This is a genomic window from Exiguobacterium sp. s80 (assembly GCF_018618725.1).
In the GTDB taxonomy this organism is placed as follows: domain Bacteria; phylum Bacillota; class Bacilli; order Exiguobacteriales; family Exiguobacteriaceae; genus Exiguobacterium_A; species Exiguobacterium_A oxidotolerans.
Genome location: NZ_JACSMP010000001.1, coordinates 546,908 through 562,918 on the forward strand (window position 1 = coordinate 546,908; position 16,011 = coordinate 562,918).

Annotated in this window: 15 protein-coding genes and 1 riboswitch; of the genes, 10 read left to right on the plus strand and 5 right to left on the minus strand. The window is 46.6% G+C overall.

The genetic code is table 11. The features are described 5' to 3' along the window. Positions 1 to 20 precede the first annotated feature (20 nt). From KNP94_RS02780 to KNP94_RS02800, 5 genes are all read left to right on the plus strand, one after another. Complete coding sequence (locus KNP94_RS02780) at positions 21 to 1,676, plus strand: M3 family oligoendopeptidase (protein WP_215115171.1); 1,656 nt, start codon at positions 21 to 23, stop codon at positions 1,674 to 1,676. Between the two features lie 29 nt (positions 1,677 to 1,705). Continuing rightward, a complete protein-coding gene (locus KNP94_RS02785) occupies positions 1,706 to 2,458 on the plus strand; it encodes a hypothetical protein (protein WP_215115172.1) in 753 nt (250 codons plus the stop codon). Positions 2,459 to 2,511: 53 nt separating this feature from the next. Beyond that, on the plus strand, positions 2,512 to 3,114 hold the full coding sequence (locus KNP94_RS02790; protein WP_215115173.1) for a VanZ family protein: 603 nt from the start codon (positions 2,512 to 2,514) through the stop codon (positions 3,112 to 3,114). 65 nt (positions 3,115 to 3,179) lie between these two features. After that, positions 3,180 to 3,602, plus strand: coding sequence for a MarR family winged helix-turn-helix transcriptional regulator (locus KNP94_RS02795; RefSeq protein ID WP_215115174.1), 423 nt, complete (start codon positions 3,180 to 3,182; stop codon positions 3,600 to 3,602). A gap of 164 nt (positions 3,603 to 3,766) precedes the next feature. Continuing rightward, the gene (locus KNP94_RS02800) at positions 3,767 to 4,702 is read left to right on the plus strand and encodes an ABC-2 transporter permease (RefSeq protein ID WP_251132544.1); all 936 of its coding nucleotides are present in this window, start codon (positions 3,767 to 3,769) and stop codon (positions 4,700 to 4,702) included. Positions 4,703 to 4,745: 43 nt separating this feature from the next. Here KNP94_RS02800 and KNP94_RS02805 read toward each other — a convergent pair whose 3' ends face one another. Then, positions 4,746 to 5,387: an SDR family oxidoreductase gene (locus KNP94_RS02805; protein ID WP_215115175.1), complete on the minus strand. Its 642-nt coding sequence runs from the start codon at positions 5,385 to 5,387 to the stop codon at positions 4,746 to 4,748. A gap of 207 nt (positions 5,388 to 5,594) precedes the next feature. Between KNP94_RS02805 and KNP94_RS02810 the strand changes: the two genes are divergently transcribed. The 3 genes from KNP94_RS02810 (at position 5,595) to KNP94_RS02820 (ending at position 8,223) form a co-directional block, all read left to right on the plus strand. Beyond that, a complete protein-coding gene (locus tag KNP94_RS02810) occupies positions 5,595 to 6,416 on the plus strand; it encodes a transporter substrate-binding domain-containing protein (protein WP_215115176.1) in 822 nt (273 codons plus the stop codon). A 90-nt stretch (positions 6,417 to 6,506) separates the two neighbouring features. Continuing rightward, positions 6,507 to 7,454, plus strand: a complete 948-nt coding sequence (locus tag KNP94_RS02815; protein ID WP_251132545.1) for an ATP-binding cassette domain-containing protein — start codon at positions 6,507 to 6,509, stop codon at positions 7,452 to 7,454. Position 7,455: 1 nt separating this feature from the next. Further along, complete coding sequence (locus KNP94_RS02820) at positions 7,456 to 8,223, plus strand: ABC transporter permease (protein ID WP_214811157.1); 768 nt, start codon at positions 7,456 to 7,458, stop codon at positions 8,221 to 8,223. A 50-nt stretch (positions 8,224 to 8,273) separates the two neighbouring features. On the opposite strand, the gene KNP94_RS02825 is transcribed toward KNP94_RS02820, so the two are convergent. The 4 genes from KNP94_RS02825 to KNP94_RS02840 all read right to left on the minus strand — a co-directional run bounded on the left by KNP94_RS02825 (position 8,274) and on the right by KNP94_RS02840 (position 11,919). After that, entirely contained in the window at positions 8,274 to 9,149 is an 876-nt protein-coding gene (locus KNP94_RS02825) for a hypothetical protein (protein WP_215115177.1), read from the minus strand. 55 nt (positions 9,150 to 9,204) lie between these two features. Continuing rightward, complete coding sequence (gene uptA, locus KNP94_RS02830; RefSeq protein ID WP_088836862.1) at positions 9,205 to 9,798, minus strand: undecaprenyl phosphate transporter UptA; 594 nt, start codon at positions 9,796 to 9,798, stop codon at positions 9,205 to 9,207. 104 nt (positions 9,799 to 9,902) lie between these two features. After that, positions 9,903 to 11,225: a Na+/H+ antiporter family protein gene (locus KNP94_RS02835; protein WP_029333456.1), complete on the minus strand. Its 1,323-nt coding sequence runs from the start codon at positions 11,223 to 11,225 to the stop codon at positions 9,903 to 9,905. Positions 11,226 to 11,367: 142 nt separating this feature from the next. Continuing rightward, positions 11,368 to 11,919: a beta-class carbonic anhydrase gene (locus KNP94_RS02840; protein WP_159172645.1), complete on the minus strand. Its 552-nt coding sequence runs from the start codon at positions 11,917 to 11,919 to the stop codon at positions 11,368 to 11,370. Positions 11,920 to 12,251: 332 nt separating this feature from the next. Between KNP94_RS02840 and adhE the strand changes: the two genes are divergently transcribed. Beyond that, positions 12,252 to 14,846 (plus strand): bifunctional acetaldehyde-CoA/alcohol dehydrogenase, encoded by a 2,595-nt coding sequence (gene adhE, locus KNP94_RS02845; protein ID WP_215115178.1) that lies wholly within the window; start codon positions 12,252 to 12,254, stop codon positions 14,844 to 14,846. A 149-nt stretch (positions 14,847 to 14,995) separates the two neighbouring features. Beyond that, a riboswitch (TPP riboswitch) is annotated at positions 14,996 to 15,096 on the plus strand. A gap of 138 nt (positions 15,097 to 15,234) precedes the next feature. Further along, entirely contained in the window at positions 15,235 to 15,987 is a 753-nt protein-coding gene (locus KNP94_RS02850) for a 3-oxoacyl-ACP reductase (RefSeq protein ID WP_215115179.1), read from the plus strand. The last annotated feature ends 24 nt before the right edge of the window (positions 15,988 to 16,011 follow it).

Consider the following 16,011-nt stretch of genomic DNA (forward strand, 5'->3'; position numbering starts at 1 on the left):
CGTGAGGGGGATTGCTTTTAATGAAAGATGCTTTGAGCACACTTGAAGCTAGTTATACAACATTGATGAAGGAAGACGAGTCGGATTGTTTAGATATTGAAGCCTTTCTTGAGCGTCATTCAAAAATCATTGATACATACGAAGAGCTGATTACCAAAAAGTACATTGCTTTTCAACGAGATACTGCAAACCAACTGTATGAAGAAGAACTGGATTTTGTGCAAACTAACATAAAACCGTTGTTATCGAAGTTTAAGCACGAAATGGATCAGAAGACTTTACAGTATATCGGAGATAAACCGGACTACATCAGACTGCGAGAGAAACTGAATAGCAAGCAGAAAAATTATTCGGAATCTAATACAGCAGTACGTCTAAAAGAAGATCAACTCGTAAATCGATACTTAAAAATTACAGGTGGATTAACTTCACCGTCCAATCAAAACCAGGATCTAAACGACTTGTACAGTTCTTTATACGACAAAAACGAAGACGTTCGAGAGCGTGCATTTCGTAATATAGCACTTGCTTATGGGCAAATTGAACAAGACGTTAACCTGATTTTTGATCGACTCATTAACTTGCGGATAAAAAAAGCTGACAATGTAGGCTTAAATGCGTTTTCTGAATTTGCATTTGCTGAGCTCGGGCGAACAGATTATACATCAGAAAATTGTAGAGAAATTGCCGGAGCGATTAAACAGTACTTCCTGCCAATCAAAGAGAAGCTACAAAGAGAACAGGAAAATTACTTAGGAAAGAAACATCTTTCACCTTGGGATAGCAAAGTGTCACCTTACTCTGACATAACGAATGTTTACGGTGATTCAGAAGAAGTATTACTAGAAACGGTGGGCAATATTTTAAGAAAAATTGACCCTTACTTTTACACCGTATTCAACGAGTTACACCGTAAAGAAAACTTTGATTTAAAACCTAGAGCGAATAAAGCACCGGGAGGGTTTTCAGAATTTCTCCCGGCTTCTCGTGAATCGTTTATATTTATGAACTTGACGGGGACATTTGATGATCTTGTTATTTTAATGCATGAAATCGGTCACGCCATCCACCATGACTTAATCAAGGACATTCCGTTCAGTGAAGACAAGCGAATTACGATGGAAGTGGCAGAGTTTGCTGCGATGTCGTTAGAGCTGCTCTCAATGGAACACTGGAATCTCGCAGTCACTGATCAGTTCTCGCTCTACCAAGCTAAAATGGAACACTTCAGATTAATCGTCGAATTTCTTCCTCAAACCATCATTGTTGATCAGTTTCAAGACTGGGTCTATCATCATCCTACTCACAGCCATGAAGAGCGAAGAAAAAAATTCGAGTCGCTCACCGACATGTATGATACGGGTGTCGTCGATTGGGGGACTGTATCAGCATGGAAGGGGCAAGAGTGGATGAGCGTCATCCATATTTTCGAAACGCCGTTTTATTATATAGAGTATGCGATTGCTCAAATTGCTGCGCTCCAGCTGTTTATGAACTACAAAAAAAATCCGATGGAGACGCTTGAACGGTTCAAACGAGCGCTTGCTATGGGCAACAGTCGTTCAGTTACAGAAATTTATGAGCTTGCCGGAGTCAAATTTGATTTTTCTGAAGCGACGTTACATCCTTTGACACAGTTCATTACGAGTGAATTAGAAGCAATTCATCCTGAATGAAAAAAAAACGATTCAAAGGGGAATTTAACATGAAACAAGTCTTTGCTTTTAACAACAAAGAAGATTTTGATCGATATCAAGACAAGACTGTCATACTTTATCAGAAACTAGACGTTTATCGATTAGAGTTAGAGAAAAATTTTGGTTTGACAGAATTGCCGAGAGGGATTGTTTGGACGACACACGAATTAGCGACAATGACATTTTCAACTATTCCAATCCCCGCGTTTACAAGTAGAGAACTTATTTTCATGTCACCTGATGTAGTAAGTTGGAGAAAACTATTTTTGGAACAGCTAGAAGGACAAAAAAATGAAAAAATAGAAGCATATTATAAAAATCTGAAAATGGATCACATAGCTACAATTCTTGGACATGAATTAACCCACCACTCTGATTTATTCGTAGATGAATTTGGTGATGAAAGAGAAGATGGGATATGGTTCGAAGAAGGAATGTGTGAATACATACCAAGAAAATTGATGTTAAGTCCACTGGAGTTTAGTGAAATTGTTGAAATTGAATTAGAGCTGATGAAGATGTTTAGAAAGAAATATGGTTCACACTCAATAAATGATTTTGGACAGGGGAGTTATGAAGGGAGTCTGACAAGTATTATGTTTGACTATTGGCGCAGTTTTCTAGCAATAAGATATCTGGTTGAAGAGCAGGCTGGAGGGGATATTATGAGCGTGTTTGGCAAATATCAACAATGGAATCAAGAAGGAAGAAAAGTACCGTTAAGTGAACATTTTAATGTAGAATCGATGTTTTCACTGTAACAGCTAAGTATTTTTTAACGAGCATTCTTATTAAAGAAAGGACTACCTTTTGCATGCTAACCTTCGAACTTCCTTGTTTTTTGATGATTACGATCTGTTTACTTATTCTTTCTTACCGCGTCACACAAGGTAAAATTTCAGGACGACGCTTTAGTTACTGGATGATATTTTCCGTTTATCTTGCCGGCGTCGTGTCACTTACGTTATTCCCATTACCCGTTCAACGAAGTTTGATTGATGAAGTAATTCGTGAACAGCATGGGGAACAGCATAACTTCCTTCCGTTCAAACTGCTGCTTGATACGGTAAATTCAGGACAAGGCGAAGCTTTTTTGATCCAGGTCATGGGAAATGTTCTTTTGTTTGTACCGTTAGGAATCTTTTTGTTAGTTCTCTATCCGATGATGAAGCGACGGAACGTCATCATGCTGGGCTTTATGATGAGTATAGGCATTGAATCGACTCAAGCGATAATAGGTCTGTTCATCGGCTACAACTACCGTAGTTTTGACGTCGATGATGTGTGGTTGAACACATTAGGAACGGCGTTCGGTGTGCTAATCATATCTGGAATATTGAAAAGGATCCGTGCCGCTAACCAGAAAAATAGAAACACCGACGATTCAAGAAAGGTCATTGACAACTCCTCTTCCTGACCAGTATAGTGAGTAAGTCGAAATAATAAGTAGTGCAACTATTTATCGGAAAGAAGGGGAAGCATGTGAAGGAAGTCGATTGGTCGCTTGGCATGCAGCTGTCGCGCAGCTATCATTCATTTAAACGGGCGGCGACGAAGCGGATGGACGTGCACGGTCTGACACCGGAACAACTCTCTGTCTTAAGTGAATTGCATAAGCAAGAAGGTGTTTCCCAAAAACAGTTAGCGCTCGTGACGGAACGGGATCAAACGACAGTTGGGAAGATTCTTGATAAGCTTGTCAAAAAAGGGTTCGTCATGCGAACGTCTGATCCGAGAGATCGCCGTGCGTTCATTCTTTTGACAACAAAAGAGGGTGTCCACGTGCTTGAATTGCTTGAACCGACGCTTGATGCGTTGCAAGAGCAAGCGTTTCATGGACTGACAAAAGCGGAGATTGAACAGTTCATTCGGACGCTTGAAACCATTCACAAAAATGTGACGTGAGTGGTTTTCTTTTTTGGTTTAATAGTTGCACATGCTATTATAAGCAATGCACATAAAAAGGGCATACAAAAATGAAGACAATGAAAGACGTATTTGCAATCACACAAACGAAAGTCGGGCTCATGTTCGCCCTCGTCGTACCGGTTCTCTTCCTCGTCATCTAGATGACAGGGTACCAGGGTGCGACGGAACGACTGGATCAATTACGCGTCGCGGTCGTAGCGGATCAAGGCTCGGCAAATTTCTATCAACAGTTTAAAGCTGAAAGTCCATTTACCGTCTTGCAAGTCAATTCAACAGAAGCTGGACTGAAGCAACTTGACCAGGGGGATGTCGAAATGGTCCTCGTCGCGGATTTGACGAATGAACAGCGCTTGACGTTCCACGTCAATCAGGCCAATGCAGAGTTTGCTAATGGAATCTTGAAACAGGGAGCGGGACAAATCGTCAATCAACTGAATGGAGACGTCCCGTTCACATCCGATATCATCATCGAACATCACGTGTCAGAATTCTCGACGTCGATGTTACCGATCATCCTTGGCTTCGTCATTTACATCGCTGTCATGACGATGGGGATTCAGTTTAATCTCGTCACACAAATTCTTCAGAAGCAACATCAAAAGTGGTCGCTCTTTTGGAGTAAACAATTGTTGCATGGCATCGTTCTTGTCGTCGTTCCACTCGTCATGGTGACGATTGCCTTCTTGTTCTCGGATAGTGCAGCATCCTTTTTAAAAGTCTGGGGATTCCAAGTCTTATTAACAGCAGCCTGTATCAGTGTCACGCAAATGAACTTTGCGATATTTGGACCAATCGCACCGCTCGTCAACGTCGCGTTGATTCCGTTCCAGTTGATGACGGCAGGAAATATCGTGCCACCATCGATGCTCGCACCGTTCTATCAGTCGCTCGGTCAGTTTCTTCCCGTCCCGAATGCAGTCGCAGGACTGACACGATTAATTTACTTTGATGGAGATATCTCGCAGTATGCCTTTAACCTGGTAATGATCTTAATTGTGACGTTAGGCGTTACGTTGATTGTAACGGCAATCCGTCGCGAACAAGCACACATCGTTGAAGTGAAACAAGCGTCATGAAAAAACGAGCGACCTCCGGAATCGGGGTCGCTCGTTTTTTGTTTTATGCAAATACGTCAGCGATGGGTGTATCGCCTTCGAGGAGTGTAATCGTTTGACGGGATACCGCTTCTTGTCCGATTGAAGCAACGATGACGGTTGCGACATCTTCGCGGGCAATCGATTTTGTCTCCGCATCAGATGGATCAGTCGTGACGGCACCTGTTCCGGCGTCGTCCGATAAACCGCCGGGACGCAAAATCGTATAGTTGAGTTTGCTGGCACGTAGCAACCGATCGGCGTAGTGTTTTGCGACATAATACGGTTTCATGCTGTCAGACCAAGTCTCCGGCGAGTCGGCGTTCAAGGCACTGACCATGATGAATTGTTTCGCGTTTTGTTGCTCTGCTGCCGCAATTGATTTAGCGGCACCGTCTAAGTCAATCAACATCGTTTTATCGGCACCGGTGTGTCCGCCGGATCCCGCTGAGAAGATGACGACGTCGCTATCTCCGAGTGCGTCCTGGATCGATGCCATGTTCTGCTCGAGATCAAGCAGGACAGGAGTCAGTCCGAGTGCTTCAAAGTCAGAAAACTGGTCAGGTGACCGAAGACCGACGCGGACTTCATGAGTTGAGTCACTCAATTGTTTGGCGACGTGCCGTCCTACTTTCCCGTTCGCTCCAATAATGAATACTTTACTCATCTTACATTCCTCCATTTCGCTAATTGATTCTTTTTTATTATGGAAGAACGGTAAGCCGGAATGCAATCGAGAGGGCTTGGCACAACGCATCGAATGGAACCGATTTGACGAAATAATCAAAAAAATCTTGGATAACATAACGCAATATGATACTGTTTTGAGTATTACACAGAAAAAAGCGTCAGACAGAGAGAGGAAGCGAGCAGAGTGAATAAAAGAGGATTAGCACTTGGAGGAAGTCTGTTGCTTTCTGGTCTATTGGCAGCAACACGATTAAAAGATGTCACCGGTCCGTTCAGTGTCGGGAAACAAAACGTCTTCACGACGAAAAAGATCGTCGTCGGGACGACCGGGGATTATAAACCGTTTACGTACTTGAACCGTCAGACGAATCAATATGAAGGGTTTGATATCGACGTCATCCGCTCGTTTGCCGAGAAAGCCGGATTGGAAGTCGAATTCGTCCCGACGACATGGGGGACGCTGACACGTGACTTACGTGCCGGGAAATTCCATATGGTCGTTGGCGGCGTCACGAAGAACATCGAACGGGAGATCGTCGGCGACTTCACGAAAAGCTATCTATCGTTTCAAAAGACACCTCTTGTCCGCGCTTCCGATCTCGATGTGTTGACATCAATCGAAACAATCAATCGTCCCGATGTGACAATCGGCTTGAATCCGGGCGGCACAAATGAACAGTTTGTCCGGCAGACGTTCGATCAGGCGCATATCGTCATGTATGCGGATAATTTGGCAATTCCGGCGGCAGTCGCAACGGGAGAAGTGGATGTCATGATCACGGATACCGTCGAAGCGATTTATTACGCATCGCTTGATGTCCGGTTAGGTGCCCCGAAAATTAAGGAAAAATGGATTCCGGCCGAAAAAAGTTATCTCATTCAAGATCGGCAAACGGAAGTCCTGGATGTCATGAATCTTTGGATGAACTCCTATGAAGGAAAACAACGGATTGCGCAATTAAAAGACAAGTGGTGTGTCGCTTCGGTCGTACACGACGTGGTATAACGAATCAAAACAACGGGCAAATCCATTTGGGGTTTGCCCGTTGTTGTGCAAACAAGGAAAAGGGGGTAAAGGTAATGAAGCAACGTAAAGATGGTCTTAGCGCAGAAAGGACGGATGACCGTGATTGAAGTAGAGCAGTTGACGAAGGAGTACAACGGGAAAAAAGTAGTCGACCAGATATCGTTTCACGTAAAAAAAGGAGAGATTTTTGCTTTTCTTGGACCGAACGGTGCCGGCAAGTCGACGACGGTTCAAATGCTGACGACGTTGATTGCCGTCTCGTCCGGTCACGCGACGATTAATCAATACGATATCGAACGCGATCAAAAAAACGTCCGGCTCCAGATCGGCGTCGCTCTGCAGGAAACAGGTATCGATAATGATTTGACGGGGCAGGAGTTGCTCGTACTGCAAGGTAAATTGTTTGGTTTTTCCGAAGAGAAAGCAGTCGAACGAGCCCATGAATTATTGGAGCTTGTTGGTTTAGCAGCAGATGGCAAACGCCGGTCCGGTACGTATTCCGGCGGGATGAAGCGGCGGCTCGACTTGGCACTGACGCTCGTTCACCAACCGACCGTCCTGTTTCTCGATGAACCGACGACGGGTCTTGATCCGGCAAGCCGGTTACAGATTTGGACGGAAGTCCGGCGCTTGAATGAAGAATACGGGACGACGATTTTCTTGACGACACAATACTTGGAAGAAGCGGATCAGCTGGCGGACCGGATCGCGATCATCAATGACGGTAAGTTGATCGCCGAAGGAACAGCGGCAGAACTGAAAGCGATGAACGGAGCTGAACGAATTGAAGTTGTCCTTGAAGACGAATCCGCCAGTGAAGCGTTTCGAGCGGCATTTTCGGGACGGATTGAAAAAGAGACCGTTCTCCTGCCGTCGGATGGAACAGAGACGCTCAAACAAGTCGTCCGCTATTTGGATGACCATCAGCTGACAGCACGATCGCTTGCCGTCAAACAGCCGTCACTCGATGATGTTTTCATTCAGTTGACCGGTCAAGCGTATAAGGAGGACAAGTGACATGTGGCGGGAAACCTTGATTTTGACAAAACGCAGTTTACTCGTGACGTTACGGAATCCGTTCTCATTCATCCCGAATTTAATCATCAGCGTCTTTTTCCTGCTCGTCTATACGAGCGGATTATCCGGCATCTCGAGTCTGCCCCAGTTCGGCGGCGTTGATTACTTGAACTTCATCTTGCCGGTCTCAATCGTCTCTGGTGCAGTCGGCGGGGCAGGGGGTGCCGGGCAGGCGCTCGTCAAAGATATCGAGAGCGGTTACTTCGCACGTTTGCTGTTGACGCCGGTTTCGCGGACAGCCATCGTCCTTGGACCGATGCTTGCCGGGATGTTACAGTTGTTCGTCCAGACGTTGTTAATCTTCAGCATGGGCTTTTTACTCGGATTATCGATTCCAGCCGGAGCCGCCGGATTTTTCTTGACGATCATCCTTGCGCTCGGCTTCGGACTCGCCTTTGCCGGCTATTCGGTCGGAGTCGCCTTGAAAACACGCAATGCACAGGCGGCGCAAGCCGGAACATTGTTGTTCTTCCCGTTGATTTTCCTATCGACGACATTCGTCCCGAAAGAATTGATTGAGGCGGAATGGTTAAAGATTGCTGCGACGATCAACCCGACGACCTACATCATGGAAGGGATGCGGGCCGTTTTGCTACGTGAGACGATTGACTGGAGTGTCTATACGCAAGGGGTGCTTGTCGCGGCTGTTCTCAGTCTTGCGATGGTTGTATTTGCGGCACTCAACGCGCGGGGAGCACTCAAAAAATAATGAAAAACACCTCGAATTCGAACAAAAAAACTGTTCGAATTCGAGGTGTTTTATACTGTTCTGAAACTTAAATCATTTAATTTTCCTGTATAAAGACGTGTATCTGTCGTCAACACAATTTGATTCTTTCGCATCTTGATGGTTCCGGACAAGCATTCATCCTGCTCCGACATGAAGGACATCTGTCCTTGCTCGACATACTGTTTTCCTTGTTGCTGTAAGACGTGGGTCTGCGTATTATCCGTCGAGACGAGATAGTCCTTATAAATAGCAAAATCTGTGAACGGCCGTTTCGGTGCGTGGAACGCCTGACTCGTTCCTCCTTGCAGTTGAACGATCCGGTAGTCGGAGTAATAAAAGAACCAGACATCATTCGCAGACGAGACGTTCATTGCATAACAGTCATCGATGGGATAGTCGCGATTTTTAAAGACGACTTTCCCCTGGTCGTTAAAAGCGACGAGGCCGAACGACCCAACTGAATTGGTCGCGGCGTCAGCAAAGACGCCTTCATCGAAATAACTGACCCAAATGTGGTCACGCTCATCGACTTGGACATTTTGAATTCCGTCATCTAGACAATAACTGTCAATCAGATGACCGACTTGATCGTAAATAAAAGCATTCGGTAACCATGATCCGTCGACATCGTCATCACAACGCGAGGCGACGAGCAGGATCCGTCCGTCGGAAAACGATTCGACATAACTGAATTCAACGTCTTCCTGGGCGATGATGATCGTATTGCGCCACTGGTCATGAATCCGATGGACATGCAAGAAAGGACGGTGCCGTTTTTCATCGTAGATTTGTTCGACGAGTAGAATATGACCGGCAATCGTCAGTCCCGTCGCGATATGCGTTCCACGGATATGTGAGGCAGTGACACGATCCAGATGCATGGTTACGGTTTTTGATGTCTCCAATAGAAATCACTCCTTTTAAAAAAAGCCTGTCGCAGTAGGACAGGCTGTAAACGGATTACGTCGTACGTTGGCGTTTCTTGAGGGCGACGTACAAGACGATCATGACGACCGCTGCGATTAAGATGCCGTTCGTATAGGGAGCGGCGACGTCTTTAATCGAGCGCCAGTTCGTTCCGAGTGTCTCACCGAGATAGAGAAATAAAATCGACCACGGGATGATCGCGAGAATCGTGTAGATTGAGAACTTTGTTTGATCCATTTTGGCGAGACCTGCCGGAATGGAGATCGCATGGCGGACGACGGGGATGAATCGTGCCCCGAAAATGACACCTTGTCCGTATTTGACGAACCAACGTTCCGCGAGATCAAGATGGTGTTCCGTGATCAATACATATTTTCCGTACTTCAAGATGAGGGGACGACCGCCGTAGCGGGCGAACCAGTACAAAAACAATTGCGAGAACAATCCACCGATGACGGCGGCGACGATAGCGAGTGGCCAGCCGATCGTCCCTTGAGAAATCATGAACCCACCATAGGATAAGACGATCTCACTCGGGATGATTTCAATCATCAAGCCAAGCGCGATTCCGACATAACCTAAGTCGGCTAAATATAGTAAGACGGTATTGACGACGCTAGATAACACGTTCCACACTCCTTTAATTGCACTTCATCCCTTCATTTTAGAGAAGTCCACGCAAAATGGAAAGAAAAAAATCACCCCGTCGTTAAAACGAGATGATTTCTTCATTAAAGAATGACAGCAGCAATCGTACCGAAAATCAGTAATGGTAAGTTGTAGTGTAAAAATGTCGGAATGACCGTTTCACGCATGTGATCGTGTTGTCCGTCAGCATTCAATCCGCTCGTCGGTCCGAGTGTCGAATCACTTGCCGGACTACCGGCGTCACCGAGTGCACCGGCTGTACCGATGATGGCAATCGTCGCCTCGAGACTGAATCCGTACTGGATGCAAAGCGGGACGAAAATGGCGGCGATGACCGGAATCGTCGAGAAACTTGAACCGATTCCGACCGTGACGAGAAGTCCGATCGATAACATGACGAAGGCAGCGACGAGCTGCGAATCCCCCATTAACGATTTTGAGTTTTCAACGAGTGGTTCGATATCACCTGTCTCACGTAAAACGTTTGAGAAGCCATTCGCTGAAATCATGACGAATCCGATGAACGACATCATCCGCATACCGCGTGTGATGACATCGTCTGCTTCGCTGAAGCGGACGAGTCGTAACACGAGGAAGAGCAGGAGGCCGGTCGTCGCTGCGATGATCATCGATTCCGTCGTCAACTGGACGACGAGCGTCGCGATGACGACAATTGAACTCAGTAATAATTTGGATTTCGTGACGACGGGAATCTCGTAATCGTCAGGTGCGATGTTCCGCATCTCATATTCACGCGGTTTCCGGTAATTGTATAAACCGAGTAACAATCCGAACAACATCCCGAGCGCCGGAATCGCCATCGCTTTGATGACTGATGCGCCAGCGGTGTCCATCCCGTTTTCTTGTAAGTTCGGTAACAGAATCTGATTGAGATAGATATCACCGAAACCGATTGGTAAAAACATATACGGTGTGACGAGACCAAACGTCATGATGATGGCCATCCGGCGCCGGTCAATTTTCAAATCATTAAACAGACCGAGTAACGGCGGGATGATGATCGGAATGAAGGCGATGTGAATCGGCAAGACGTTTTGTGAACTGATTGCGAGTAATAAAATCGCGAACATGATGAACCCTTTTAACTTCTTGACCGACGTCGCATCGGCACTTCCTTTTGAGCGAGCAATCAAGCTATGTGCGAGGGCGTCCGGCAAACCTGTTTTCGACAGGGCGACGGCGAACGCACCAAGCAAGGCATAACTGAGGGCAATTTCTGCGCCGGCTCCAAGACCGCCTGAGAAACTTTCGATCGTTTTCGTTAAACCAAGACCGCCGAGTAAACCACCGGCGAGAGCGCTAATGACCATCGCGAGGACGATGTGGACACGGAAGATGGCTAAGACAAATAAAAGGATAACGGCTAAAACAACAGCATTGAACATAACTATAAAACCACGCTTTCTTTTGGTATCACTGTACTATACTAAAGTATCATACAGACCGTTCTTTTTGCTGTCAAGAAAAAAACATAAAAAGGCACGACCGGTGTCGGTCGTACCTTCTTTCTACTATATAAGGACAAGTTTAGCAATCGACGCGGTCGAGTTTCCCTGTCCCGGGGTCGATGACGAGTCCATGGACGTTCGTGCCCGGTGGTAACAATGGATGGTTTTTAATCAGACCGACGGAATGGCCGACGTTTTCTTCGACTGACGTGAATCCGCGTAACCATTGCTTCAAGTCAACGCCGGAGGCTTCGAGTGTCTGCAAGACTTGCGGATTGATGCCACGTCCTTCCATCTCGGCAATCATGTTTGCCGGATCGATCGTACTCATGCCGCAGTCGTGGTGACCGATGACGATGACTTCTTCTGCACCGAGTGCGTACAAGGCGACGAGGATCGAGCGCATGACGGAACCGAATGGGTGTGACAGAACGGCCCCGGCATTTTTAATGATCTTCGCATCGCCGTTTTTTAGACCGAGCGCGTGCGGGAGGAGTTCCGTCAAGCGGGCATCCATACACGTTAAGATCACGACCTTTTTATCGGGGAATTTATCCGAGATGAATTGTTCGTATTGTTTTTCTTCGACGAATTGTTCGTTGAACGCAAGCATTTGGTTGACGATTGTCATGAAACTTCCTCCTTCAAAACAAATAAATATGTATCTTTTAATAGATTACACGATGTTTCGTCCGTCAGACAAGCAAAGAAAACAGGTCCTGTGAGAAAAGTCACAGGCGAGGGATTCAAAAAGGATGCCTTGTCCGACAACACCTTTTGAGAATGAGAACGTTTTCAATGATGTGAAATAGTTCACAGGATGGTCATGCACAAATCATCAAAAAGGCGGTATGATTGATTTGTGAAGGAAAGCACAAACTATTGAATATCAGCTTGGCATTCCTAACATCTAGTAAGGAAATGCAGACTCAGATTCGTTCCAAAATAGGGAGGAAACCAAACATGGCTGTCAAAGAAAAAATCAAACTAGACGTATCACCTGTCGAACAAACGATCAATAAAATCGTCGCAAAAGGTCAAACCGCATTACAAGAATTATTAACATTTGATCAAGAGAAAATCGATACGATCGTCCGTGACATGGCGCTTGCCGGTCTCGAACGTCACGTTGAACTGGCACGACTCGCCGTAGAAGAAACAGGACGTGGTGTCTTTGAAGATAAAATGATTAAAAATATGTTTGCGACAGAATATATCTATAACAGTCTCCGTGAAGAAAAAACGGTCGGCATCTTAGAAGAAGATGTTCAAAACGGACTAACATATATCGCAGAACCGGTCGGTGTCGTCTGTGGCGTCACACCTGTGACGAATCCGACATCAACGACGATGTTCAAAGCGTTGATCGCGATTAAAACACGAAACCCGATCATCTTCGCCTTCCACCCGTCAGCGCAAAACTGCTCACTCGAAGCAGCGAAAACATTACGTGACGCGGCTGTCAAAGCGGGCGCACCGCGTGACTGTATCCAGTGGGTCGAACAACCGTCACTCGAAGCAACAAAAGTCTTGATGAACCACACGGATATCGCGATGGTCCTTGCGACCGGCGGAGCCGGCATGGTCAAATCAGCCTATTCAACAGGAAAACCGGCACTCGGTGTCGGACCGGGGAATGTCCCGTGTTACATCGAAAAAACAGCGAAAATCAAACGTGCCGTCAGTGACCTTGTCCTCTCCAAAACGTTTGATAACGGCATGATTTGTGCATCGGAGCAAGCAGTCATCATCGATCAGGAAATCTACGCGGAAGTTCGGGCGGAGATGGAAGCACTCGGTTGCTACTTCTGTACAGCAGATGAGAAAAAACGTCTCGAAGCGCTCGTCATCAAAACCGATACATGTGCCGTCAATGCCGACATCGTCGGGAAACCAGCAACCTGGATCGCAGCAAAAGCCGGCATCGACGTCCCGAGCAACACCGTCATGCTCGTCGCAGAACTTGAAAAAGTCGGCTCAGAAGAACCACTCTCACACGAAAAACTAAGCCCTGTCCTTGGTGCGTATAGCGTCCAGTCAACGGAAGATGCGTTCCATGTCGCCGAACGGATGCTTGAAATCGGTGGCCTCGGTCATACGGCAGTCATCCACACGACGAATGACGACTTGATGACGGCATTCGGAATGCGGATGAAAGCCTGCCGGATTCTCGTCAACAGCCCGTCAGCACACGGTGGGATTGGTGATCTGTATAACGAATTGACACCATCACTGACACTCGGTTGCGGCTCTTACGGGAAAAACTCCGTCTCTGAAAACGTAACGGCGAAACATCTACTCAATGTCAAGAAGGTGGCGAGACGACGCGTGAACATGCAGTGGTTCAAAGTACCGGAAAAGATTTTCTTTGAAAAAAATTCAGTTCAATACTTGAAATCGATTCAAGATGTCTCACGTGCGTTGATCGTCACCGATCAAGCGATGGTCGAGTTCGGCTACGCGGATAAAGTCATCCGCAACTTACCGGCAGGCGTCAGCTACCGGATCTTCGACCAAGTCGAACCGGATCCATCGGTTGCAACGGTTCAGACAGGAGCGCAAGCGATGCGCGACTTCAAACCGGACTTGATCATCGCCCTCGGTGGCGGATCAGCGATGGATGCAGCGAAAGGCATGTGGCTCTTCTACGAGCAACCGAACGAAACGTTCTCGAACTTACGTCAAAAGTTCCTCGATATCCGGAAACGGGCCTATAAATTCCCGGCGCTCGGTAACAAAGCGAAGTTCGTCGCGATTCCGACGACGTCCGGAACAGGATCTGAAGTCACACCGTTTACCGTCATCACGGACAAAGAGAAAAACGTCAAGTATCCGATTGCTGACTATGCATTAACACCAGATGTCGCAATCATCGATCCGGAATTCGTCATGACGGTCCCGGCATCAATCACGGCGGACACCGGAATGGACGTCTTGACACATGCGACAGAAGCCTTCGTCTCCGTCCTCGCGAACGACTATACGGACGGACTGGCGCTAAAAGCGATCAAGATGATCTTCGACTACTTGCCACGCGCTTATGCGAATGGTGACGATGCCGAAGCACGCGAAAAAGTTCACAATGCGTCAACGATGGCCGGAATGGCGTTTGCCAATGCCTTCCTCGGGATTAACCATTCGATCGCGCACAAAATCGGTGGGGAGTTCCACACGCCACACGGTCGCACGAATGCGATTCTGATGCCACACGTCATCCGCTACAATGCAGCGAAACCGACGAAACTCGCTTCGTTCCCGAAATATGAATCATTCATCGCTGATGAACGGTACGCAGAAATCGCGCGTTATCTCGGACTACCGGCAGCGACGACGGAACAAGGTGTCGAGTCACTAATCCAAGCGATCACAGAACTCGGACAACAGTTGAACATCAAAATGTCATTCAAAGCCCAAGGCATCAAAAAAGCCGACTTTGAAGCAAAACTCGACAAGATGGCCGTCGATGCATTCGAAGATCAATGTACGACAGCGAATCCAAAAATGCCGCTCGTGACGGAACTTCGGAACATCATGGAGCTTGCGTACGAAGGCGTATAACAGAGAAAAAAATCATGGCAATTCAAAAGAGCCTTGCTTCCGGTCGACGGAGGCAAGGCTTTCGTTCGTAATCAGAAGAGACACCGATAAAACTGTCTTGTCATTATTGACAGATATTTCTAAGACCGCTAAAGTGAAGGTAACTTGAATAGAATCACTAGGGGTGTTGCTAAACTGAGATGAGTAGATACTCAAACCCTTTGAACCTGAACTAGTTCGTACTAGCGTAGGGAAGTGTAGACTCTAATAAACCAGCGAAGACCAGTCTGTCGGTTTTTTGTTATGTGATTATTTAGACGTGCGCAACTTTCCTTTTGGAGAGTTGCGCTTTTTTTTGTTTACGACTTCGCTATTTAAGTTGCAAAAGACGATGAAGGAGTGGAAGACAGTGAACAGAACAGTGTTAGTGACGGGAAGCAGTCGGGGACTTGGCGCGACAATTGCAAGAGTATTGGTGAACAACGGGTTTAAAGTTGTGATTAATTATTATAAGAGCGAGGATGCGGCAGAGGAACTCGTAAATGAGCTCGGTGCAGAACATGCCATTGCCCTGTATGCGGATGTCACGAAGCGACAAGACGTCGAGACATTGATGCAGTCAGCGACAGCTCATTACGGACAAATCGATGTCGTAATCAATAATGCATTAGTCGATTTTAAGTTCGATCCGCGCGCTCAAAAATCATTCATCGATTTGGAATGGGAAGATTATCAAAAACAGTTGGATGGCACGTTGAAAGCAGCGTTCCACGTCGTGCAAAGTGTTCTGCCGCAATTCATTGAACGAAATAACGGCACCATCATCAGCATCGGCACGAATCTGTATCAAAACCCGGTAGTTCCCTATCACGAATATACGACGGCAAAAGCAGGGTTGATCGGCTTTACGCGTAATCTTGCATCAGAGCTAGGACAGTACGGCATAAACGTGAATGTCGTCTCCGGCGGCTTGTTGAAAGTGACGGATGCCAGTGCTGTGACGACCGCTGAAGTATTCGATTTAATTGCCCAATCAACTCCGTTAAAAAGAGTGACGACGCCGGAAGAGGTGGCGCAATTGGTCGCCTTTTTAGCGTCAGAAGCAGCCTCTGGCATTACCGGTCAAAATCTAACCGTAGATGGCGGATTGACGATGAACTGATGTCAGCGCTCAGGAGAAAGGAGT

Bases quoted from the DNA above. Each gene is read 5' to 3' on its own strand.
- KNP94_RS02780 (WP_215115171.1), top strand. From the start codon at position 21: ATGAAAGATGCTTTGAGCACACTTGAAGCTAGTTATACAACATTGATG.
- KNP94_RS02785 (WP_215115172.1), top strand. From the start codon at position 1,706: ATGAAACAAGTCTTTGCTTTTAACAACAAAGAAGATTTTGATCGATAT.
- KNP94_RS02790 (WP_215115173.1), top strand. From the start codon at position 2,512: ATGCTAACCTTCGAACTTCCTTGTTTTTTGATGATTACGATCTGTTTA.
- KNP94_RS02800 (WP_251132544.1), top strand. From the start codon at position 3,767: ATGACAGGGTACCAGGGTGCGACGGAACGACTGGATCAATTACGCGTC.
- KNP94_RS02805 (WP_215115175.1), bottom strand. From the start codon at position 5,387: ATGAGTAAAGTATTCATTATTGGAGCGAACGGGAAAGTAGGACGGCAC.
- KNP94_RS02815 (WP_251132545.1), top strand. From the start codon at position 6,507: ATGGTCTTAGCGCAGAAAGGACGGATGACCGTGATTGAAGTAGAGCAG.
- KNP94_RS02820 (WP_214811157.1), top strand. From the start codon at position 7,456: ATGTGGCGGGAAACCTTGATTTTGACAAAACGCAGTTTACTCGTGACG.
- KNP94_RS02835 (WP_029333456.1), bottom strand. From the start codon at position 11,225: ATGTTCAATGCTGTTGTTTTAGCCGTTATCCTTTTATTTGTCTTAGCC.
- KNP94_RS02840 (WP_159172645.1), bottom strand. From the start codon at position 11,919: ATGACAATCGTCAACCAAATGCTTGCGTTCAACGAACAATTCGTCGAA.
- adhE (WP_215115178.1), top strand. From the start codon at position 12,252: ATGGCTGTCAAAGAAAAAATCAAACTAGACGTATCACCTGTCGAACAA.